The organism is Gordonia sp. SL306, from assembly GCF_026625785.1.
Lineage (GTDB): Bacteria > Actinomycetota > Actinomycetes > Mycobacteriales > Mycobacteriaceae > Gordonia.
Window position 1 is genome coordinate 25,403 of record NZ_CP113063.1, and the last position, 21,800, is coordinate 47,202.

Sequence of the window (21,800 nt, forward strand, 5' to 3'; positions counted from 1 at the left end):
TCGTCGGACCGACGAATCTGCGCTGCTCGAAGCGGCGAGACCTCGGTATGAACCGGACCGTACAACTGCGGGTGAAACCGCGTCGTGACGGTGGGAGCGGAACTCCACTTGCGACCCCGGCGCAAACCGGGGCGGTCGTGCTATGGGAGTCTAACAGCCATGACCGAGAACTCCTATTCGTCACCTGCACAGATGCCCGGTGAGGGCGCCGCTGACAGTGGCGAGGGAATCGTCGGTCCGGAGCAGACCGATATCGACAACGTCCGCGACCTGGCCGATATTCCGGCCATCGAGGTGGTCACCAAGGCGATCGTGCTGCTCATGAGCGCGGCCGCCGAGAAGCTGGGCCTGGCCGAGGGAGCCGACGAGGACTCCGTCGACCTTGATGAGGCACGACGGCTCATCACCTCGCTGGCCGGCCTCGTGCAGGCCTCCACCGAATACCTCGGCATCCACGCGGCCCCGATCCGCGACGGCCTCAAAGGCCTTCAGCTGGCGTTCCGCGAGGCGAGCGCGCATCCGGACGAGCCGGGCGAGGGTCCGGGCGAGAAGTACACCGGGCCGGTCCGCGCGCCACGCCGATAGACCCTCGCGCTCGCGCGTGCGACGTAGGCTGGAGTGGTGAACTCGGACAAACGCGAGGAGCCCCAGCCCGACGTCGTCGACGGCGAGGTTGTCCTGCCGGAACCAGCATCCCCGACGTCGGTGCCGGCGCCGCCGGGTTACGCCACGGGCGCTGCAATCCCCGACCCGGGCTACAACCAGTCGGGCGTACCGACCTTCGACTTCGTCCGCGACAAGATCGAGAACCGGGTCACCACGGCGATCGGTTCCGAGGAGCTGGCAGAGGCCTCGCCCGAGGGGCAACAGGTCGACGAGATGATGCGTAAACGCGACGAGGCGGCCAAGAAGAAGCTCGATGAGATCCGGAAGTCGATGGGCAAGGGCTGACGACCCGCCTTTGTAGCAATAAACCGCGCTGGGCACGGATTATTGCTACAAGCCGACTCAGCCCGCCGAGGCCACGTCCTCATCGAGCTCGAGGATGTCGGCCAGGAATTTCCCGGTGTGGCTCTCCGGCACCGCCGCGATGTCTTCGGGCGTTCCCTCGGCCACCACGGTGCCGCCGCCCGTACCCCCCTCGGGACCCATGTCGATCACCCAGTCCGCCGTCTTGATGACGTCGAGGTTGTGCTCGATGACGATGACGGTGTTGCCCTTGTCGACCAGGCCGCTGATGACGCCGAGCAGCTTCTTGATGTCCTCGAAGTGCAGGCCGGTGGTCGGCTCGTCGAGGATGTAGGCCGTCCGACCGGTCGAACGCTTTTGGAGTTCGGCGGCCAGTTTCACGCGCTGCGCCTCGCCGCCGGAGAGCGTCGGCGCCGGCTGGCCGAGTCGCACGTACCCGAGCCCGACGTCGACCAGCGTCTTCAGGTAGCGGTGGATGGACGTGACCGGCTCGAAGAACTCTGCGGCCTCCTCGATCGGCATGTCGAGGACCTCGGAGATGGTCTTGCCCTTGTAGTGGACCTCGAGCGTCTCGCGGTTGTACCGCGCACCGTGACACACCTCGCACGGCACGTAGACGTCGGGGAGGAAGTTCATCTCGATCTTGATCGTGCCTTCACCGGTGCACGCCTCGCAGCGCCCGCCTTTGACGTTGAAGGAGAACCGGCCCGGCTGATAGCCGCGCACTTTTGCCTCGGTGGTCGCGGCGAACAACGTCCGGATCTTGTCGAAGACGCCGGTGTAGGTCGCCGGATTGGAGCGCGGTGTGCGGCCGATCGGCGACTGGTCGACCTGGACGAGCTTGTCGAGGTGATCGAGGCCCTTCACGCGCGTGTGCCGACCGGGCACCTGTCGCGCGCCGTTGAGCTTGTTGGCCAGCACGGTCGCGAGGATGTCGTTGACGAGCGTCGACTTGCCCGAGCCCGACACTCCGGTGATGGCGGTGAGCACGCCGAGCGGGAAGGGCACGTCGATACCGCGCAGGTTGTGTTCACGCGCACCGACGACGGTGAGCTGCTTGCGCCGGGAGATCGGCCGTCGGATCGGCGGCACCGGCAGCGTGTCCCGGCCGGACAGGTAGGCGCCGGTGAGCGATCGGCGGTTGCGCAGCAGATCCTTGTAGCTGCCGCTGTGCACCACCTCGCCACCGTGTTCGCCGGCCCGTGGGCCGATGTCGACGATCCAATCCGCCGATCGGATGGTGTCCTCGTCGTGCTCGACGACGATCAGGGTGTTACCGAGATCCCGCAGGCGCGTGAGGGTTTCGATGAGACGCCGATTGTCGCGCTGATGGAGCCCGATCGACGGCTCGTCGAGGACGTAGAGCACGCCTGCGAGACCGGAGCCGATCTGGGTCGCCAGGCGAATACGCTGCGCCTCACCGCCCGAGAGCGAGCCCGCCGCCCGCGACAACGACAGGTACTCGAGCCCGACGTCGAGCAGGAAAGTGATGCGGGCCTGGACCTCTTTGAGGACCCGTCCGGCGATGGCCTGCTGGCGTGCATCGAGTTCCAGGCCGTTGAGGTACTCCGCGCATTCCGACACCGACAACGCACACACCTCGGCGATCGACTTCGGGCCGAAGGTCGGATGGTCGAGGGTGACGGAGAGGATCTCGGGCCGCAGGCGTGCGCCCTGACATGCCGGGCACGGCACGTCGCGCATGTATCCCTCGTACCGCTCCTTCATCTGCTCGGACTCGGTCTGATCCATGCGCCGGGCCAGGAATGACAGCACACCTTCGAATTCGGTGTAGTAGGAGCGAGTTCGCCCGTACCGATTCCGGAACTTCACATGAACCTGGTGGTCGCTGCCGTTGAGGATGGCGTTGCGCGCCTTGGCGGGCAGTTTCCGCCACGGGGTGTCGACGTCGAAGCCCATCTGATCGGCCAGGCCACCCATGAGCCGCAGGAAGTAGTCGGCGTTGTGCCCGCCCGACCACGGGGCGATGGCGCCGTCGGCCAGTGAGAGGTCGGGGTCGGGAACCACCAGCTCCTCGTCGACCTCCTTGCGGATGCCGAGGCCGTCGCATTCCGGGCAGGCACCGTAGGGCGAGTTGAACGAGAACGACCGCGGTTCGAGGTCGTCGATGGCGATCGGGTGCCCGTTCGGGCATGCCATGCGCTCGGAGAACCGGCGTTCCCGATGGGGATCCGACTCGTCGAGGTCGACGAAGTCGAGGACGACGATGCCGTCGGCGAGGCGTAGCGCGGTCTCGATGGAGTCGGTCAGACGCTGTTTGGCGCTCGACTTGACCGCGAGGCGGTCCACGACGACCTCGATGTCGTGTTTCTCCTGCTTCTTCAGCTTCGGCGGATCGGTCAGCTGGTGAACGGTGCCGTCGACACGTGCGCGGGAGAACCCCTGGGTCTGCAGTTCGGCGAACAGGTCGACGAACTCGCCCTTGCGGGTGCGGACGACGGGGGCGAGCACCTGGAAGCGCACACCCTGGTCCATCTCGAGGACCTGATCGACGATCTGCTGCGGAGTCTGCTTGGCGATCAGCGCGCCGCACTCCGGGCAATGCGCACGGCCGGCGCGGGCATAGAGCAGGCGGAGGTAGTCGTAGACCTCGGTGATCGTGCCGACCGTGGACCGCGGGTTGCGGTTGGTCGACTTCTGGTCGATGGAGACGGCCGGCGAGAGCCCCTCGATGAAGTCCACGTCGGGCTTGTCCATCTGACCGAGGAACTGGCGCGCGTACGCCGACAGTGACTCGACGTAGCGGCGCTGCCCCTCGGCGAAGATCGTGTCGAACGCGAGCGACGACTTCCCCGATCCCGACAGCCCGGTGAACACGATGAGGCTGTCCCGCGGGAGATCCACGTCGATACCGCGCAGGTTGTGTTCACGGGCGCCGCGGACGACGAGACGGTCAACCACTTGGAGTCCTCATTCGTTGCTGACCCGGCGTTCGCTCGGGTGCTGGTGTGTGAGCTGGCTGGACGCGATCCAGGCCATGGCCGGACCGCACCGCGCACACCCTAACGACGACCACCGACAAGATCGGAGGGCTCGGCCGGCCTCCCGTTGCTGGAGAGATCTCGACGCAGGGCATGTTCGATGGTCAGTCGACCAATGCTCCACGATACTCTCGCCGATCGACCGACGATCTCCGTCGCCCGGCCCGTCGTCGTGGCATAACCTGACGGCCATGAGCCCCCAGGACGTTTCCCTCAGCGACACCTACACCGGCGATCTCTCGGAGTCCCCTCGGCCTCAGCTGCGGACCCTCGGGTCGGCGACGATCGTGAAGATGTCCGTCGGACCGATGGACAACAACGTGTACGTGGTCACCTCCACAGCGACCGGTGACCAGCTGATCATCGACGCCGCCAACGATGCCGACCGCATCCTCGAGGTGGTCCGGTCGTTGCCGGGCACCCCGAAACTGATCTTCACCACACATCAGCATTTCGACCACTGGCAGGCCCTGACCGACGTGGCCGGCGAACTCGGCGTGCCGACGGCCGCCGGGCGCCTGGACGCCCACGAGCTGCCCATCGCTCCGGACCGGCTGATCGACGACGGCGACACCGTCGTGGTGGGCGACCTCACCTTCGACGCGATCCATCTCGTCGGCCACACCCCCGGCTCGATCGCGCTCGCGTACTCCGACGACGACGGCGTGCACCTCTTCACCGGCGACTGTCTGTTCCCCGGCGGCGTCGGCAAGACCTGGGAGCCGGGCCACTTCGAGACCTTGATCGACGATGTGTCCGCGAAGGTCTTCGATCGCTACCCGGATTCGACCGTCGTCTATCCCGGACACGGCAAGGACACCACACTCGGTGCCGAGCGCCCGTCGCTGCCCGAATGGCGTCAGCGCGGCTGGTGACCGAGCGGCACGCGGGTGCCACCGGGCGCCTGCGTGCCTGCGATCGCTCTCCGAGCCCGGTAGCCTCGATGAGGTTCACCACTCAAGACAAGGGGGTGGACATCCGAGTTCTGTCACGAGGAGGCCGTCAATGTTGATCCGCCGAATTGCCCGACCCATGCTGGCCACCGCGTTCGTTGCCTCCGGCATCGACGCCCTACGCAATCCTCAGCCCAAGGCCGACATGTCGCGCGATCTCGTCGACAAGTCGGTCCAAGCCCTTCCGAACAGCGTCACCGACAACGTCCCGACGGAGCCGGAGATCCTCGTGCGCGTCAACGGTGCGATCCAGGTCGGCGGAGGAATTCTTCTCGCGACGGGCAAGTTCCCACGATTCGCCGCACTGGGTCTGGCCGGTTCGCTGGTCCCGACAACGCTGGCCGGACACGCGTTCTGGGAGGAGACGGATCCCGACGTCCGGGCTCGGCAGCGCACCCAGTTCTACAAGAACGTGAGCCTGCTCGGCGGGCTGCTCATCGCCGCCGTCGACACCGAGGGCAAGCCGTCACTCGCGTGGCGCGGTCGCCGGAAGGCCGGTGAGGCGAGCCAGGCGATCACCGCGGCGCTGCCGATCGGTGTCGCCGCATCGGAATCGACCTGGGGCACGCTCCGTGAACGCTCCGCGGAGGGCGCCCACGTGCTCGGCGAGCGCTCCGCCGAGGCCGCCGAGGTCATCAAACATCGTGCGCCCGAGATCGCCGAGGCCGCTCGCGAGCGTTCTGTCGAGGCAGCCGAGGTCATCAAGCACCGCGCGCCCGAGATCGCCGAGGCGGCACGTGACCGGTCCGTCGAGGCCGCCGAGATCATCCGGCAGCGCGCACCGGAGCTCGCCGACGCGGCCCAGAAGCGCTCCGCGGACTTCGCCGAGGTGGCCCAGAAGCGTTCGGACAAGGCCGCGAAGGTCGCCCAGAAGCGCTCCGAGAAAACCGCGAAGAAGCTGCAGAAGCGCGCCGACAAGGCCGCCGAGCGCATCATCGACCGTGCACCTGAGCTGGCCGAGGCCATTCGCGAGAAGTCCTCCGACGCCGCACAGGTCGTCAAGAGCCGTGGGCCTGAGCTCGCGGATCAGGCGTCCGCGCTGGCGACCACGGCGAAGGACAAGGCAAGCGAAGGCGCAGACGAGGGCCGGCGGCGCTGGCGAGAGGCCCGCTCATAGACCCGCTTCCCGACCCCCGCCACCCGAGCGGGCCGAGCACCGACAACAGGACGGCATTCCCCGCCCACGCTTATCCGTGGGCGACGCCCGACGACGTCGACGATGAACTCCTCGAGCCGGATTCGCTCGCCGGCCGTGAACTCGTCGTCGCCGTCGGGTCCAATGCGTCACCCATCGTGCTACGCACAAAACTCGCCGCGGTGATCGGTGACGTGAACCCGCCGATGGTCCGCCTGACGGTTTCCCATCTCGCCGTCGGACACTCCGCGCACGTCTCCGCTCGTGGATACATCCCCGCGGCGCCGTATTTCTCCCCCGGGGCACAGCTGCACACCGTCGGCGCATGGCTCACCGACGACGAGACCGCTGTCCTCGACCACACCGAACCGAATTACGATCGTATGATGCTTTCCACCGCCGACCACCCGGTCGTTGCAGCAACCGTTGTCCCCCAGACGTTCTCGCTCTACGTGTCCCGGCACGGCGTTCTCGGTGACCCGCGGACCGCGAGTCCCCTGCCGCTGGGCTCGCAGGGCGACGCCGTCGAATGGCTCGGCGCACGCCTGGCCCATCCGGCGTTGGGCGGACCCACAGATGCCGTGTGCCGCCGGCTGGCGGAGCCTGCGGTGGGCGCGCGGATCACCACCTCGTTCCGGTCGGCGGACCTGGCCCGCGACGCCGGATTGGCATCGACCCCATCTCGCGAAGGCATGGCCCGACGGTGAGTTCGACAGACACGGAACACCCTGAGACCGACGTGGACTCGCGGATCACCGAAGAACAGGCCCACCTCGACCAGGTCTATGGGCGACTCGATCGCATGCGCGCCAACACGCAGCGTCGCCTCTCCTCGACGTTGCGCGAGAAGGGCGGCACTCCGCAGGCGCGGTCCGAACGCGAGTCGTATGAACGGCTCTACACCGATGATCTCGCCAAGTTCGATGCCGCCGAACACAATCTGTACTTCGGCAGACTCGATCTCGACGACGGGGAGATCCGGCGGATCGGCCGGATCGGCGTCCTCGACGACGACGACACGGACACCACCCTGCTGCTCGATTGGCGTGCTCCCCTCTCACGTCCGTTCTATCTGGCCACGCCCGCCGCACCCGAGGACGTCGACCGCCGACGGCATGTCCGGACCCGGAGCAGACGGGTGCGGGCGGTCAACGACGAGTACCTGACTCTCGGCGACGCGTCGCCCGACGACGTCGGGCACGGGGACGTGGTCAACGAGACCGCTCTGGTCGCCGCGCTGAACGCCGCGCGCACCGGTGAGATGACCGACATCGTCGAGACGATTCAGCGCGAGCAGGATCTGATCATCCGCTCCCCACATCGCGGGGTCACGGTGATCCAGGGCGGACCCGGTACCGGGAAGACGGCCGTGGCGCTGCACCGTGCCGCGTACCTGCTGTACACCCACCGGGACATCCTGTCGCGCAGTGGCATTCTGATCATCGGTCCCAACGACGACTTCCTGACCTACATCGGCCAGGTTCTCCCGTCGCTCGGCGAGTCGGGTGTGCTGCTGTCCACCATCGGCGACCTCTATCCCGGCGTCCACGCGACCGCGACCGAGACCCGCCACGCCGCAGCGGTGAAGGGCGACCCCCGCATGGTGGATCTGCTGAAACGTGCGGTGCGGGCCCGGCAGTCACTGCCACCCAAGCCTGTTCCGGTGGACTTCGACACCTATCAGGTGATGATCGACTCCGCACTGATCAAGGCGGCACGAGCGAAGGCACGGAGTTCGCGGCGCGCACACAATCTCGCGCAACCGGTCTTTCTCCGCGCCGCGCTGGACGGATTGGCTCAGGCCCACGCGCGCGCGATCGGCTCGAGTCTGCTCGACGGCTCCCAATTGCTCAGCGGCGCCGACATCACCGACATCCGCGACGAGATGGGCCAGGATCCTGAGATCCGCCGCGCACTCCTGCGCTACTGGCCGTCGCTGACGCCCCAGGCGATGCTGCGTGAACTCCTCGCCGACCCCGCCGCGGTACGGAAGGCCTCACCCGGCTGGTCCGACGAGGATCGCAACGCTCTGCATCGCAGGTCCCCGCGGCCGCGAACCGATGGCGGTGATCTCACCCCCGCAGACGTGCCACTGCTCGACGAGCTCGCGGAGCTGATCGGCTACGGCACCGACGACGCCGAGCGCGCGGAACGTGAACGCTGGCGCCGTCAGCTCGCCGACGCCCAGGACGCACTGGACATCCTCACCGGCTCCGCGCCGCAGGATCTCGAGGACGAGCTCGATCCGGAGATCCTGATGGCCTATGACCTCATCGATGCCGAGCAGCTGGCCGCCCGCCAGACCGAGACGCAGCGGCTGACCACCGCCGAACGCGCGCACGGTGACCGGAATTGGGCCTTCGGGCATGTCATCGTGGACGAGGCGCAGGAGTTGTCGGCGATGGCGTGGCGAATGGTGATGCGCCGCATACCGAACCGGTGGATGACGATCATCGGTGACACCGCCCAGACCGGAGATCTGGCCGGCACGCGATCGTGGGGGGATGTTCTGTCACCGTATGTCGCGGACCGCTGGCATCTGCGTGAACTGACCGTCAACTACCGGACACCCGCAGAGATCATGACCTATGCGACCCGCATGCTCGCGCAGATCAGTCCCACGCAGTCCCCGCCGACGTCGTTGCGGAGCAACGGGATCGATCCGGTCGCGATCCACACCGACGTCGCCAAGCGTGCACAGATCGCCGTCGAGGCGGCAGCGCGTCCCGAACTCACCGGTGTGACCGCGGTGATCGTGCCCACACGGCTCCACGACGACGTGGTGGCCGAGATGAGCGACATCGACTCACCGCCACGTGTTCTCACGGTCGGCGCCTGCAAGGGTCTCGAGTTCGACAACATCGTCGTGGTCGAACCCGCGGCGATCATCGCCGACTCCCCACGCGGCTACTCGGATCTCTATGTGGCACTGACCCGGGCGACGCAGCGGCTGACGGTGGTCCACTCCGACGAACTGCCCGAGGAGCTGCGTGACGTGACGAACGCCCCCGACACCTGGTGACGGTGTCGAGGGCGTTCGGCTGTCGGTGATCGCGCGGAAATCGCTACGTCGTGTGCACGATCAGTACGTCGCAGGCGGACTTTCGTGCAACATCGGCCGGAACCGAGCCGAGCAGTCGCCCGGCGATCGAGTTCAAGCCGCGGTTTCCGACGACCAGCAGATCCGCGTTGACGTCGGCGACCAGCTGCAGCAAAGCGTCGACCGGCGCTCCCTTGACCGAACGGGCGTCGATGTTGCCTGCGCCCGCGATGGTCGCACGCTCCTTGGCCGTGCGCAGGATCTCTTCGGTCGGCGACGATCCGGTGATCTGATACGCCTCGTCCTTCAGCACATCGGCCGCGCCGCCCGCTCCACGATCGTTCGGAAAATAGGCGCACGCGATGACCAGCGACGCAGACTCGCCTGCCAGCGCCCCCGCACGCTCGACCGCCCTCAACGACGACTCAGAGCCATCGGTGCCCACGACGACCGTCTTGTATGCGCTCATCCCAACCTCCACGAGTCAGTCTGCCCCGCAGTCACGAGGCAGGTGTCATCCCCACACTGTAGAACCCCTGACCCGGCAGAGTAGTTGGCGGCGTGCCGGTTTGTCCGCACTTCGTGGTTATCCGCACATTCCGCGCAACGGTGGGATCCACCACCCACGGCCGGCGGGTCACTTGATGCCGGCCGCGTCCATGCCCCGTAGTTCCTTCTTCAGGTCGGCGATCTCGTCGCGAAGCCGACCCGCGAGTTCGAATTGCAGGTCGCGTGCGGCACTCATCATCTGATCGGTGAGCTGGGCGACCAGGTCGGCGAGTTCGGCCCGCGGCATCGACGACGTATCGCGTTTCTCGATGACGCCTGCACTGCCGCCCCTGGCCTTGGAGACCTCGCCCTGGGCCCGGCGTCCCCGGCTCGCGTTACGACCCGAACCACCCACCGCAACCGCCTCGTCCTCGGCTTCCCGATAGACCTGGTCGAGGATGTCGGCGATCTTCTTGCGCAACGGTTTCGGGTCGATGCCCATCTCCGTGTTGTAGGCGACCTGCTTCTCCCGGCGACGTTCGGTCTCATCGATCGCGTTGCGCATCGAATCCGTGATCTTGTCCGCATACATGTGCACCTCACCGGACACGTTGCGGGCGGCACGGCCGATGGTCTGGATCAGCGACGTCGTGGACCGCAGGAAGCCCTCCTTGTCGGCGTCGAGGATGGCGACCAACGACACCTCCGGGAGGTCGAGGCCCTCGCGGAGCAGGTTGATGCCGACCAGCACGTCGTATTCGCCGGATCGCAACTGACGGAGGAGTTCGACGCGGCGCAGCGTGTCGACCTCTGAATGCAGGTAGCGCACCCGGATCCCGAGCTCGAGCAGATAGTCGGTGAGGTCTTCGGCCATCTTCTTCGTCAGCGTGGTCACCAGGACTCGCTCGTCACGCTCGGTGCGTTCCCGGATCTCGTGGACGAGATCGTCGATCTGCCCCTTCGTCGGCTTGACCACCACTTCCGGGTCGATCAGACCGGTGGGCCGGATCACCTGTTCCACGAATTCACCGTTGGCCTGACCGAGTTCATACGGGCCCGGTGTCGCCGAGAGGTACACCGTCTGTCCGATCCGGTCGACGAACTCATCCCACGTGAGTGGTCGGTTGTCGACCGCCGACGGCAACCGGAACCCGTAGTCGACGAGATTCCGCTTACGCGACATGTCACCTTCGTACATGCCACCGATCTGCGGCACGGTCACATGGGATTCGTCGATGACCATGAGGAAGTCGTCCGGGAAATAATCGATGAGGGTCGCGGGCGCGCTACCCGCGGAGCGCCCGTCGATATGGCGCGAGTAGTTCTCGATACCGGAGCAGAAACCCACCTGCCGCATCATCTCCAGGTCGTACGAGGTGCGCATCCGGAGTCGTTGTGCCTCCAGCAGTTTGCCCTTCGACTCGAGCTCGGCGAGCCTGGCCTCGAGCTCCTCCTCGATACCCTTCATCGCCTTTTCCATGCGTTCCGGTCCGGCGACATAGTGCGTGGCCGGAAAGATTCGCAGCGAATCGACCTGACGCACAACGTCTCCGGTCAGCGGATGCAGGTAGTAGAGCGATTCCACCTCGTCGCCGAAGAACTCGATGCGCACGGCCAGTTCCTCGTAGGACGGGATGATCTCGACCGTGTCGCCACGCACGCGGAAGCTGCCCCGGGTGAAGGCCGTGTCGTTGCGGGTGTACTGCACGTCGACGAGGAGCCGCAACAGGGCGTCCCGGTCGATCTCGTCACCGACGGACATCTCGACCGATCGGTCCATGTACGACTGCGGCGTGCCGAGGCCGTAGATGCACGACACCGAGGCCACCACGACCACGTCCCGGCGCGACAACAGATTGGAGGTCGCCGAGTGGCGCAGGCGTTCGACGTCGTCGTTGATCGACGAGTCCTTCTCGATGTAGGTGTCGGTCTGCGCGATGTACGCCTCGGGTTGGTAGTAGTCGTAGTAGGAGACGAAGTACTCGACGGCGTTGTTGGGCAGCATCTCGCGCAGCTCGTTGGCGAGCTGGGCGGCCAACGTCTTGTTCGGCGCCATCACCAGGGTCGGACGCTGAACCCGCTCGATGAGCCACGCCGTGGTGGCCGACTTACCAGTGCCGGTGGCACCGAGCAGGACGATGTCCTTCTCGCCCGCCGCGATCCGTTGTTCGAGGTCATTGATGGCGGTGGGCTGGTCACCGGCCGGTTCGTACTCGCTGACCACCTCGAACCGGCCTTCGGTGCGCTCGATCTCCCCGATCGGCCGGAACTCGGAATGCGCGAGGACCGGATGTTCTGCTGCAAAAGCCATAGTGCCAGGGTAAACGCGCGGTACGACAATTGTGTTCCGTCGGCGGCGTCGGCATCCGCGACATAGGGTGACGGCCATGAGGGGAGCTCCGCATCCGCCCAAGCGCGAAGTCTTCGACGTGCCGGCCATGACCAACACCGACAACAAGGGGTTCGTCCGGCCGGTCGAACGGTATGAGGTCACCGATCACGGCCTCTACATGTCCCGGCCGGCCGATCACCCCCGGTTCTTCCACCTCGAGTCATGGCTGCTGCCCGACCTCGGGCTGCGGGCGAACATCTTCCACTTCACCGCAGGCCACCGGGACGGCCAGCGCCTCTATCTGGATGTCGGGCGGTTCGATTGGCCCGACGACGACGGTCGCTGGCATGCCGAGGACTGGTATCTCGACCTCGTCGACGTTCCAGGCCATCCGCTCGAGTTGGTCGATGTCGACGAACTGTTCGAGGCGCACGCCGCAGGCCTGCTCGACACCACCGCCTGCGAGGAAGCCGTCACCATCGCGACGAGGGCACTCGTCGGCGCCGCCGAACACGGTCACGATGTCCAGGCGTGGCTGGACGCGACTGTCGCCGGGTCGGTCTACTTTCGTGACCGACCCGGCCACTGAGCCAGTCGGCGTTGGACTCGGTTACGAATCAGGGGAACACCACGACGCACGTGCCGTCGCTGGAGTTCGGGAGGGCGAAGCCGGAACCGACCCGGACCTTCTTCATCACCCAGGTCTCCTGCTTGTTCGCGTCCTTGTTGTCATTTTGCCGCGCCATCAAGGTCCACCTGCCGGGCCGGGTCGGCTTCCACGTGAAGCTCGCCTTGGTTCCGGATGCCTTGGCCTTCTGCATCGGTGTGACGACGCCACTCGTGTGCCTCGAGACGAACTGCACGTCTTCGCGGGGGCGGGCGTTGTTGATGGTCACCGCAACTTTGTACTGGCACCCGGCGCCGTACACGTTTTGAGATGAGCCGAATCCGGATGGCGTGGTGATCGCGACCCCGATCGCCGCGGCGTCGGCCGGTGCGGCCATCACCAGACCCGCGGCACCGACGCTGACAAGCGCGGTGGCAACTCCAAGGATACGGCGGCTTGTGCTTGCAGGCATTGCTATCTCCTCTGTGAGATTCGTGCTCTCGGTCGCCTCTCGGCGTTTGCAGCCCTTGTCCGGTATTTCACAGTTGATAACAATCGGGCAACCTTCATAATCGTCAACCACATCTTTGTCCTGACGTATTCGCGGCCCGTGACCCACTTCACACAAAGACGAACCGGGCGTTGCGGACCATGGTCCGCAACGCCCGGTTCGTCAGTTCAGGAACTCACGTTCCCACGATCGTCACGGGGCGAGAATGATGCACGAATCGCTGAACGGGAGTTCGACCGATCCGGTATCGGGGGTCGCGATGGCACGACCGACCTGGACCTTCTTCTCGACCCACGTTTCCTGATTCTGGTCGTTCACGTTGTCGATCTGCCGAGCTTGCAATGTGTATTCACCGGGAACCGTCGGCTTGAATTCGAAGGTCGCTGTCGTCCCGGATGCCTTCTTTGTACCGACGTTGCTGGCCTTTCCATCAGGCCCCTGCGCGATGTAGGACACATCGCTTCGAGGGCGTGCATTGTTAATGGTCACTTCGACGTCGTACTCACAACCCACGCCGTAGCGATCCGCCACCGAGCCATAGCCCGACGGCGTGGTGATCTGCAGACTGGTGACCGCGGCACTGGCCGGCGCGGCCATGACGAGAGCTGCAGCTCCGGCGCCGACGAGGGCAGTGGCGGCTCCGACAACACGACGACCCTTGGTGAATGCCATGTGGTGATCTCCTTGAAGTTTGTGGATACGGCCGTATCCCAAATATTCACGACCACTCTCAGGTATTCCACAGTTACCGCGCATGAGCAACCTCTACGGTTCGAGATCCCCAATTCGATCCACGGAATTCATTTCACCCACGTGGCAGGTCATCAACGATTCCGGGCCGCCCGGGTTGCCCTGATCGAATCAGATGATGATGCAGGAACTTCCGGTGTAAACAGCCTGCACGACCGTGAGTTCGCCGGTCGTCTTTGTCGAACTCCCCTGCTTGGCAGTGATCGTGTACTTGCCCGGCAGCAGCGGAATCCAGCTGTATACCGCCTTGTTGTCCTGCGGGGTGACCGACTGCGAGGCGGGCACCGTGCCGGTGACCGTGAACTGAACGGGCTCATCCGAATTCACGGTCGCGATGACGCCGTATCCACATCCCGCGCCGTACCGGTTCTCCCCGACCGATCCGAGCAGTGCTGAATTGTCTATCTGAAGATCGCTGATGGCCGCGTTCGCCGGCGCGGCGAGCACGGCTCCCGCTGCCGCGACACTCGCGAACGCGACGGCCGCCGACACGGCGCGGCCTCTCGTGGATACACCCATGGCTGTTCTCCCTCGACTCAGAGCAGTGACGTAGGTCGCACCTACCAGGTGCGGGCTTCACGCTAGCAAAGCTCGACAAGCACAGCCGGACGAAGCGGCAAATCTGGCCACGGACGTATCCAGAGTTCATCCGATCACGGGACAGCTACCCGTCGGCGCGCTCGCGCTTCCACTCGGCGACACGGCGGTAGGCGTCGTCGAACCACGGTTCCTTCGCCCCCACGTACCTGTCGAGATCGCCGTCCGCCCCGGCCATCGCCGTCTTCTTGATCTGTGCGTACTCGTCGCGTGCAGCATCGTCGGCCCGTAGCCAGTCACGGAAGTCGATCGCGAACGCGCCGCCCGGCGAGCCGGCGGGCCGTAGGTGCACGTTGACCGGACGCCCCGGGTCCGCCGAGGCGTGAAAGCGCTTCCCCCACAGACCTTCGTCAACAGATCCCGTGGCCGGGTCCGGCTTGGGACGGTCGCCGTCGATGCCGGGGACGCGCGGAAACCCGCCGTCGGCGAGCACGTCGACGAGCGCATCGGCCACGCCGAGGTCAGCCACGGTGACCTGGACGTCGATGGTCGGTTTCGCGGCCAGTCCGGGGATCGCGGTGGAGCCTATGTGGTCGATGGCCGTGGCCTTGTCCCCGACCACCGCCCATAATCGGTTCACGATGCGAGCACCCTGGGCCGCCCACGCCGGGTCTGCATCCGCCAGCATGACCGGACCCCGCACCCTGGTCCGGGACCGGACATTCTCATCGAAGGGCACCAGACGGTCGTCCCACAGCTCGGCGGCCGCGGCGGCGAGATCCTCTGGTGTACCCGAGTTGTCGAGCCACACGTCGGCGACCGCACGCCGCTGTTCATCGGTGGCCTGCGCTCCGATCCTTGCCCGGGCGTCGGCCTCCGGCATGCCACGTGCCGTGGTCAACCGCGCAATCCGCACCTCCGCGTCCGCATGCACGATCACGACCAGGTGGAAGAACGGGGCCATGTTCCCCTCGACCAACAGAGGGATGTCCTGCACGACGATCGCGTCGTCGGGAGCCGCGTCGAGGAGTTCCTGGGTGCGCTTCCCGACCAGCGGATGCGTGATCGAATTGAGCTTGGTGCGCTGCTCGTCGTCGACAAATGCCTTGGCCGCAAGTGCCGGCCGGTCGAGGGTGCCGTCGTCGGCGAGGATGTCGTCGCCGAATGCCTCCACCAGCGCCGCCAATCCGGGCGTCCCGGGCTCGACCACCTCACGGGCGATCTTGTCCGCGTCGATGTGGTACCCGCCTCGATCGATGAAGGTCTTCGCCACCGTCGATTTCCCGGCACCGATGCCGCCGGACAGCCCGAGTCTGATCACCCGACCAGTCTCGCAAACCGTGCGACGCCGGTTCCGTCGGGCCACTGCTCGGGTCAGCCGGTGACGCCCGTGAGTTCGATCGTCGACCGGGGAAGTTCTGCCTGCGCCTGCTTCTCCCCTGTCACGAGATCGACTGCGATCACTGACTTGGCAGTCGGATCCGCGACGAAGGCGATGCCGTCCTGGACGTGCACATTCGGCATCGCCGTCTGCCACTCGTCGGGCTCGGTCCACGCTCGGATGACGTCGATCTTCCGCGTCTCGGTGGCGGTGACCGGGTCGTACACGTGAAGCGCGCCGTCGGTGCCGAGGATCACCGCCGAGCCGTTCGGACCGCGCTCGATGGACCGGAAGCTGTAGCTCGCCGGGAAAGGCACGACGCGCAGCTGACCGGTCCTCGTGTCGGTGAGCGTGAATCGGTTCGGGCGCTCGAGTTCGGCGTCTTTGTCGGTCTTGTAATCGCCCAGCACGACCGGCGTCTCCTCGCTGCCCGCCTGGTTGCCGATCCGCCCGTAAGAGTCCGGGCTCGGCACCTTCTGGATCTCGTTGCCGCGCACGATCAGCATGCCGTCCTCGCATCCGAACGTGAGCACTCCCTGCGCGGCCGCGGCCTCACCGTGGACACCGGGACACTGGTCGTTGCGGGCAATCTCCTCGCGATCCTTGTCCAGGATGACGATGCCCGCGCGGGCTTCCTCGTTGCCCGACGTCACCACCAGCGACCCGTCGCCGCGCGCCACGGCGACGCCGTGATGCGGCTCCGGAACCGTGTACTCGGAGGATTTCGCATTGCCTCGCAACAGCTCTGCCGGTTCGGCGATATCGACCTCGCCGGTGCCGTCGGTGAACAACGTGATGCGGGAGTCGTGAGGCACCACGTGGCCCGGCTCCTCCCCACCGAAGCGCATGTCCGTCATCGTCGGCGACGCGGTGTAGTGATGTCCGTGGTCGCCGTGCTGCCGCGTCCAGGTGCCCATGTCCAGAACTCGGAATCCACCTGTCTCCGAGACGAACACGTGGCGGCCGTTGTCGGCGCTGTGGAGACGGATGAATCCGTCGGCCGGGATGTCGGCCACCTGCTGCAGCGATTGCGCGTCGAGGACGAGGATGCCGCCGTCGTAGCTCAGCGCCAGTCGCGGTGTCGCGCTCTGCTGTTCGACCGGTGCCGAACTTGCCGGCGCACTACTGGTGGCCTGCGATTCCTCCGAGTCAGCACCGCAGGCGGCGAGGGCGAACGACGACGCGACAACCATCGCGACGATCTGTGTCAGTTTTGTCGGTTGTGATTGCACGCGGGACAGTCAACTTCTTGATGAAAATTATTGTCAATAGCTAATGGGTGACATCACTCGTTCCGACGCCACGCACGCGACCTGCGAGCAACGCCCGCACCCCGTCGACGATGCACGCCAGCCCGAACTCGAATGCACCCGCGGTGTCGCCGGGCCCCTCGTAGAGTTGACCCACCACGGATCCAACTCGTCCGGCCAAGGGGAACTCGCCATCTCCGATCACCGCATCCAGTTCGGGACCGACGACGTCCCACCACTCGCTGTCCGACATCCCGCTGCGCGCAACCTCCCACCCGGCATCGCGAGCCTCTCGCGCGCTGCCTGCCGCCAGGTCGGTCACGAGCGAGATGACCCGATCCCGCTCGACATCGGTCAGGGGGTGGGCCTCGAGCAAAGCGAGTTGTCGATCGAAGCGTGCGAGTCGGTGCGGCCCCAACACCGACCGCCAGCGCGAGGCATCCAGCAACCACGGGTGGCGGGCGTGCTCGTCCCGGAGCGCGCGACCGATGGCGGCCACGGCCTCGTCCAGATCGGGCGCCTGCCCGAGATCGAACGGCCGATCCTCGGCTGCGACCTCGTCGATCATCAGGGCCACCAGGGCGTCCCTGTTCGGGACGTAGGTATACAGGCTCATCGGCCCGACTCCCATGCGGTCGGCGAGAGCCCGCATCGACACCGCGGCCAGGTCGCGGGCATCCGCGAGATCGATCGCGGCCCGGATCACCCCGTCCACGGTGACGCGCTGTCGCGGACCCCGACGCGGCGTGCGCGGATCACCCACCCGATGACGCCACAGCAGGCGCACGAGGACCCGGGCATCGTCCGACGCCGACACACGCACCACCTCTATTCCCGTACGGTGTACGATGTTGTAACTCCGTACACCGTACAGGGTTCTCGTCTCCGCCGACAGAGGGGCCGCATCCTGCCCACGCAAGCCACCTACCTCCCCGACGTGCACCTCTTCGCCGTCTGGTCGTCGCACGCCACGAATGATCCCGAACGCCACCATCAGGTCCGACTGGCGGTGCCCGCCGACGATGGTCCAGGTCTGGTCGCCACCCCGGTGCGCTGTGATCTGATCGAACCGACCGCCCTCGGCGACCTCCCGCCCGGACACAGCCGATCGGTCGACGCCTGGCAATCCATCGCACGGGGCTCGGAGCGCGCTCTCCCCGTGGCCGCGCACGCCGTCGCCGATCCGACCGGCACGGCGCTGACCTCCGCCGCACACGCCCGTGCGGCGTTCCGTACTGCTCAGGCTCTGCCAGAGCCGGTGGCCGCAGGGCTGCGCGCGGACCTCCGCCCATACCAGGCGCGGGGAATCGCCTGGCTGGACGAGACCGTCACCCGCGTAGGCGGGGCCGTATTGGCGGACGAGATGGGCCTCGGTAAAACCGTGCAGGCCATCGGCCTTCTCCTGTCCCGAGCAGCACTGGGTCCGCAGGTCGTGGTCTGCCCCAAGAGTCTGATCAGCAACTGGCTCCGGGAGATCCGACGATTCGCGCCGTCGCTGCTCGCGTCGTCGGCGTCCGGCGCGGACGCGACCCTGCGAGCAACCCAGGTCGTCGTCATGTCCTATCCACAACTGCGCGCCGGGTACCGCGGATTGACGGAGACCCCTTGGTCTACAGCCGTTTTCGACGAGGCGCAAGCGCTGAAGAACACCCGCACGCAACTCACGCGCGCGGCGCGAGCACTCTCGGCCGCAGCGAAGGTGGCACTCACCGGAACTCCGGTCGAGAACGATCTCGATGAGCTCTGGTCGATCCTGCACGTGGTGGCACCACGAATCTTCCCCCATCGAGCCGTGTTCCGCCGCAGGTTCTCCCGTGCCGTGGCCGACGGGGACGCGGGCGCTCTCGATCGACTCCGGGTCGCCACCAGGCCGGCCATGTTGGCGCGCAGCAAGAACCAGGTTGCGGTGGCGTTACCGCCCAAGATCGTCGTTCCCGTGCTCTGCGACCTCACCGATGAGCAGGCCCGGATCTACGACGAGTGCCTGGATGCTGTCGTCGACAACGGATTCGGCTCGGGCATCGAACGACACGGCCGAGTACTGGCGACCCTGACCCGACTCAAGCAGATCTGCAACCACCCGGGCCTGGTGACGGGTGACCTGCACGAGTTGTCGGGACGGTCCGGCAAACTCGACGCGTGCACCGAGGTGATCCGATCGAATCTCGACACCAACTCCCCCACTCTGGTGTTCACGCAGTACCGCGCCACCGGGGAACTGCTGCGACGGCACTTCGCCGACGAGGTGCGGATCGATGCACCCTTCTTCCACGGCGGTCTCACCGACAGCCAACGGCACGGGATGGTCAGCGACTTCCAAGCCGGGCTCTCGGGCCCGGTGATGATCCTCAGCCTCAAAGCCGGTGGGGTGGGCCTGAATCTGACCCGGGCCTGCGACGTGGTGCACTTCGACAGGTGGTGGAATCCCGCGGTCGAATCCCAGGCATCCGACCGCGTCCATCGCATCGGCCAGGACCGACCGGTCACCGTCACGACGCTCACGACCGCGACCACCCTCGAGGAACACATCGCGTCGATGCACGACCGCAAGGCCGCGCTCGGTGCCCACGCCGACGACACATCGATGATCGCCGATCTCGCCCGACTGAGCGACGAACGACTTTTCGACGTGCTGCGCCGATCCCGGGAGTCCTGATGCCCACCAACGAGTTCGGGTACACGCCATGGGGTGCCGACCTGGTGCGCATCGCGGAACCCATCGCCACGCGCGAACCCAACCGATGGGCGCCCAGGGCGCGCAGCATCGCACGCAACAACGGGGTGGACCTCACCGTCGACGGACGCCTGGTGAAGGCGGTCGTCCACCGGGGGGCCGACGCATCCGTCGCGCACATCGAGTTCGGTCAGATGCCACCGGCGACAGCGCGGGCCGTCGGTGAACTCATCGGTTCCGCCGGCGAGCCCGACGAGGAGGTGCACCGGAACGCGACCGGCTCCGGACACCACCCCGGCCCGGTGATCGACAACTGTGACTGCTCCTGCACCGCTCGCTCGACGATGTGTGTGCATGTCCTCGCGACGCTCTATGCGCTCGCCGCGGCGATCGATCTCGATCCGCGGATCGCATTGCGACTCCAGGACTTCGGCGACCGACCAGGAGCCGCTCTCGAAGACGATGCGGTGATACCCCAGTGGATACCGTTGACCGCGTTCGACTCTCGATCCTATTACGGCTGACCCGCCGGCCCGACACAAAACAGCTCCCCGGCTCGAACGAGCCGGGGAGCTGTTGGTACTGCTGTGCTTGTCAGGCGTTACCCGCAAGCTTCTCGCGCAGTGCGGCGAGCTGCTCGTCGCTGGCCAGCGAGCCACCGGTCGAGGCCGGAGCGTTGCTCGCGCTCGAGCGACCCTCCGATGCCGACGAGTAGTCCGACGGGGCCTTCTCGGCCTCGGCGGCGGCAGCCGCGAACTTCTCGATCTGGGCGGTGTGCATCTTGTGGCGACGCTCGGCCTCGGCGTACCGGGCCTCCCATGCCTCACGCTGCTTCTCGAAGCCTTCGAGCCATTCGTTGGTCTCGGCGTCGAAGCCCTCCGGGAAGATGTAGTTGCCCTGCTCGTCGTAGCTGTCGGCCATGCCGTACTTCGAGGGGTCGAACTCCTCGGTGTAGTCCTCGTTGGCCTGCTTGAGGCTCAGCGAGATACGACGACGCTCGAGGTCGATGTCGATGACCTTGACCATCGCGTCGTCACCGACGGCGACAACCTGATCCGGCACCTCGACGTGGCGCTCGGCCAGCTCGGAGATGTGGACCAGACCCTCGATGCCCTCGTCGACGCGGACGAACGCACCGAACGGAACCAGCTTGGTGACCTTGCCCGGCACGATCTGACCGATCGCGTGGGTGCGGGCGAACTGACGCCACGGGTCTTCCTGGGTCGCCTTGAGCGACAGCGACACACGCTCGCGGTCCAGGTCGACGTCGAGGACCTCGACCGTGACCTCGTCGCCCACGGCGACGACCTCGGACGGGTGATCGATGTGCTTCCAGGAGAGCTCGGAGACGTGCACCAGACCGTCGACGCCGCCGAGATCGACGAACGCGCCGAAGTTGACGATCGAGGACACGACGCCCTTGCGGACCTGGCCCTTCTGCAGCTGGTGCAAGAACTCGCTGCGAACCTCGGACTGGGTCTGCTCCAGCCATGCGCGGCGCGACAGCACCACGTTGTTGCGGTTCTTGTCGAGCTCGATGATCTTGGCCTCGATCTCCTTGCCGATGTAGGGCTGGAGGTCGCGGACGCGACGCATCTCCACCAGCGACGCCGGGAGGAAGCCACGCAGGCCGATGTCCAGGATCAGGCCGCCCTTGACGACCTCGATGACGGTGCCCTTGACGGCCTCGTCCTTTTCCTTGAGCTCCTCGATGGTGCCCCAGGCGCGCTCGTACTGGGCGCGCTTCTTGGACAGGATCAGGCGGCCTTCTTTGTCCTCCTTGGTGAGGACCAGTGCCTCGACCTCGTCACCGACGTTGACGACCTCATTGGGGTCGACGTCGTGCTTGATCGAGAGTTCACGGGAAGGGATGACGCCTTCGGTCTTGTAACCGATGTCGAGCAGAACCTCGTCGCGATCGACCTTGACGATGGTGCCCTCGACGATGTCGCCATCGTTGAAGTACTTGATCGTGGAGTCGATGGCGGCGAGAAAGTCCTCGGCCGAGCCGATGTCATTGACGGCTACTTGCGGCGAGGTGATCGTGGGGGACGACATATGTTGAGTTGCTCCGGACAGGTGTGTAGTAGGTACAGTTTTTTCGAGTCTGTGGAACGGCATGACCGCCTCCGTGTGATTCGACCGACGCGCAGTCGTCCACCGGATTGGC

At 66.2% G+C, this 21,800-nt stretch carries 19 protein-coding genes; 9 read left to right on the forward strand and 10 right to left on the reverse strand.

The window, feature by feature from the left end; genetic code table 11:
- Window positions 1-159 precede the first annotated feature (159 nt).
- Both OVA31_RS00105 and OVA31_RS00110 read left to right on the forward strand, forming a co-directional pair.
- On the forward strand, window positions 160-585 hold the full coding sequence (locus OVA31_RS00105; protein ID WP_267629142.1) for a DUF1844 domain-containing protein: 426 nt from the start codon (window positions 160-162) through the stop codon (window positions 583-585).
- Between the two features lie 33 nt (window positions 586-618).
- Window positions 619-951: a PspA domain-containing protein gene (locus tag OVA31_RS00110; protein WP_420714119.1), complete on the forward strand. Its 333-nt coding sequence runs from the start codon at window positions 619-621 to the stop codon at window positions 949-951.
- 57 nt (window positions 952-1,008) lie between these two features.
- Here OVA31_RS00110 and uvrA read toward each other — a convergent pair whose 3' ends face one another.
- On the reverse strand, window positions 1,009-3,891 hold the full coding sequence (uvrA, locus tag OVA31_RS00115) for an excinuclease ABC subunit UvrA (RefSeq protein WP_267629143.1): 2,883 nt from the start codon (window positions 3,889-3,891) through the stop codon (window positions 1,009-1,011).
- Between the two features lie 271 nt (window positions 3,892-4,162).
- On the opposite strand from uvrA, the gene OVA31_RS00120 reads away from it, so the two are divergent.
- The 4 genes from OVA31_RS00120 (at window position 4,163) to OVA31_RS00135 (ending at window position 9,081) form a co-directional block, all read left to right on the forward strand.
- Window positions 4,163-4,846: an MBL fold metallo-hydrolase gene (locus OVA31_RS00120; protein ID WP_267629144.1), complete on the forward strand. Its 684-nt coding sequence runs from the start codon at window positions 4,163-4,165 to the stop codon at window positions 4,844-4,846.
- Window positions 4,847-4,976: 130 nt separating this feature from the next.
- Window positions 4,977-6,041, forward strand: coding sequence for a DoxX family protein (locus OVA31_RS00125; RefSeq protein WP_267629145.1), 1,065 nt, complete (start codon window positions 4,977-4,979; stop codon window positions 6,039-6,041).
- 176 nt (window positions 6,042-6,217) lie between these two features.
- Window positions 6,218-6,766 (forward strand): hypothetical protein, encoded by a 549-nt coding sequence (locus OVA31_RS00130; RefSeq protein ID WP_267629146.1) that lies wholly within the window; start codon window positions 6,218-6,220, stop codon window positions 6,764-6,766.
- Window positions 6,763-9,081: a HelD family protein gene (locus OVA31_RS00135; protein ID WP_267629147.1), complete on the forward strand. Its 2,319-nt coding sequence runs from the start codon at window positions 6,763-6,765 to the stop codon at window positions 9,079-9,081. Before OVA31_RS00130 ends, OVA31_RS00135 begins: the two co-directional genes overlap by 4 nt.
- A gap of 43 nt (window positions 9,082-9,124) precedes the next feature.
- Here the strand turns inward: OVA31_RS00135 and OVA31_RS00140 are convergent, their stop codons facing one another.
- A complete protein-coding gene (locus OVA31_RS00140; protein ID WP_267629148.1) occupies window positions 9,125-9,568 on the reverse strand; it encodes a universal stress protein in 444 nt (147 codons plus the stop codon).
- A 168-nt stretch (window positions 9,569-9,736) separates the two neighbouring features.
- Window positions 9,737-11,899, reverse strand: a complete 2,163-nt coding sequence (gene uvrB / locus OVA31_RS00145) for an excinuclease ABC subunit UvrB (RefSeq protein ID WP_267629149.1) — start codon at window positions 11,897-11,899, stop codon at window positions 9,737-9,739.
- Between the two features lie 76 nt (window positions 11,900-11,975).
- Here uvrB and OVA31_RS00150 point away from each other — a divergent pair, with 76 nt between their 5' ends.
- Window positions 11,976-12,509 carry a DUF402 domain-containing protein gene (locus OVA31_RS00150; protein WP_267629150.1) on the forward strand — a complete coding sequence of 178 codons (534 nt, stop codon included), beginning with the start codon at window positions 11,976-11,978 and terminating at the stop codon, window positions 12,507-12,509.
- A 28-nt stretch (window positions 12,510-12,537) separates the two neighbouring features.
- Here OVA31_RS00150 and OVA31_RS00155 read toward each other — a convergent pair whose 3' ends face one another.
- The 6 genes from OVA31_RS00155 to OVA31_RS00180 all read right to left on the reverse strand — a co-directional run bounded on the left by OVA31_RS00155 (window position 12,538) and on the right by OVA31_RS00180 (window position 17,773).
- Window positions 12,538-12,999: a hypothetical protein gene (locus OVA31_RS00155; RefSeq protein WP_267629151.1), complete on the reverse strand. Its 462-nt coding sequence runs from the start codon at window positions 12,997-12,999 to the stop codon at window positions 12,538-12,540.
- Between the two features lie 231 nt (window positions 13,000-13,230).
- The gene (locus OVA31_RS00160; protein ID WP_267629152.1) at window positions 13,231-13,710 is read right to left on the reverse strand and encodes a hypothetical protein; all 480 of its coding nucleotides are present in this window, start codon (window positions 13,708-13,710) and stop codon (window positions 13,231-13,233) included.
- 189 nt (window positions 13,711-13,899) lie between these two features.
- A complete protein-coding gene (locus OVA31_RS00165) occupies window positions 13,900-14,307 on the reverse strand; it encodes a hypothetical protein (RefSeq protein ID WP_267629153.1) in 408 nt (135 codons plus the stop codon).
- Between the two features lie 145 nt (window positions 14,308-14,452).
- Window positions 14,453-15,646 (reverse strand): dephospho-CoA kinase, encoded by a 1,194-nt coding sequence (gene coaE, locus OVA31_RS00170; protein WP_267629154.1) that lies wholly within the window; start codon window positions 15,644-15,646, stop codon window positions 14,453-14,455.
- A 53-nt stretch (window positions 15,647-15,699) separates the two neighbouring features.
- The gene (aztD, locus tag OVA31_RS00175; RefSeq protein WP_420714180.1) at window positions 15,700-16,899 is read right to left on the reverse strand and encodes a zinc metallochaperone AztD; all 1,200 of its coding nucleotides are present in this window, start codon (window positions 16,897-16,899) and stop codon (window positions 15,700-15,702) included.
- A gap of 79 nt (window positions 16,900-16,978) precedes the next feature.
- Complete coding sequence (locus OVA31_RS00180) at window positions 16,979-17,773, reverse strand: TetR/AcrR family transcriptional regulator (protein ID WP_267629156.1); 795 nt, start codon at window positions 17,771-17,773, stop codon at window positions 16,979-16,981.
- A gap of 24 nt (window positions 17,774-17,797) precedes the next feature.
- Here OVA31_RS00180 and OVA31_RS00185 point away from each other — a divergent pair, with 24 nt between their 5' ends.
- Both OVA31_RS00185 and OVA31_RS00190 read left to right on the forward strand, forming a co-directional pair.
- Window positions 17,798-19,612, forward strand: coding sequence for a DEAD/DEAH box helicase (locus OVA31_RS00185; protein WP_267629157.1), 1,815 nt, complete (start codon window positions 17,798-17,800; stop codon window positions 19,610-19,612).
- Window positions 19,612-20,154, forward strand: a complete 543-nt coding sequence (locus OVA31_RS00190) for a hypothetical protein (protein WP_267629158.1) — start codon at window positions 19,612-19,614, stop codon at window positions 20,152-20,154. The genes OVA31_RS00185 and OVA31_RS00190 overlap by 1 nt, the downstream gene beginning before the upstream one ends.
- Before the next feature lie 70 nt (window positions 20,155-20,224).
- On the opposite strand, the gene rpsA is transcribed toward OVA31_RS00190, so the two are convergent.
- Window positions 20,225-21,688, reverse strand: a complete 1,464-nt coding sequence (gene rpsA, locus OVA31_RS00195) for a 30S ribosomal protein S1 (protein WP_267629159.1) — start codon at window positions 21,686-21,688, stop codon at window positions 20,225-20,227.
- Window positions 21,689-21,800: the final 112 nt, after the last annotated feature.

What these genes read in the sequence shown, in the direction of transcription:
- OVA31_RS00105 (WP_267629142.1), top strand. Translation starts at nt 160, where the DNA reads ATGACCGAGAACTCCTATTCGTCACCTGCACAGATGCCCGGTGAGGGC.
- OVA31_RS00120 (WP_267629144.1), top strand. Translation starts at nt 4,163, where the DNA reads ATGAGCCCCCAGGACGTTTCCCTCAGCGACACCTACACCGGCGATCTC.
- OVA31_RS00125 (WP_267629145.1), top strand. Translation starts at nt 4,977, where the DNA reads ATGTTGATCCGCCGAATTGCCCGACCCATGCTGGCCACCGCGTTCGTT.
- OVA31_RS00140 (WP_267629148.1), bottom strand. Translation starts at nt 9,568, where the DNA reads ATGAGCGCATACAAGACGGTCGTCGTGGGCACCGATGGCTCTGAGTCG.
- uvrB (WP_267629149.1), bottom strand. Translation starts at nt 11,899, where the DNA reads ATGGCTTTTGCAGCAGAACATCCGGTCCTCGCGCATTCCGAGTTCCGG.
- OVA31_RS00150 (WP_267629150.1), top strand. Translation starts at nt 11,976, where the DNA reads ATGAGGGGAGCTCCGCATCCGCCCAAGCGCGAAGTCTTCGACGTGCCG.
- OVA31_RS00155 (WP_267629151.1), bottom strand. Translation starts at nt 12,999, where the DNA reads ATGCCTGCAAGCACAAGCCGCCGTATCCTTGGAGTTGCCACCGCGCTT.
- OVA31_RS00160 (WP_267629152.1), bottom strand. Translation starts at nt 13,710, where the DNA reads ATGGCATTCACCAAGGGTCGTCGTGTTGTCGGAGCCGCCACTGCCCTC.
- OVA31_RS00165 (WP_267629153.1), bottom strand. Translation starts at nt 14,307, where the DNA reads ATGGGTGTATCCACGAGAGGCCGCGCCGTGTCGGCGGCCGTCGCGTTC.
- aztD (WP_420714180.1), bottom strand. Translation starts at nt 16,899, where the DNA reads ATGGTTGTCGCGTCGTCGTTCGCCCTCGCCGCCTGCGGTGCTGACTCG.
- OVA31_RS00190 (WP_267629158.1), top strand. Translation starts at nt 19,612, where the DNA reads ATGCCCACCAACGAGTTCGGGTACACGCCATGGGGTGCCGACCTGGTG.
- rpsA (WP_267629159.1), bottom strand. Translation starts at nt 21,688, where the DNA reads ATGTCGTCCCCCACGATCACCTCGCCGCAAGTAGCCGTCAATGACATC.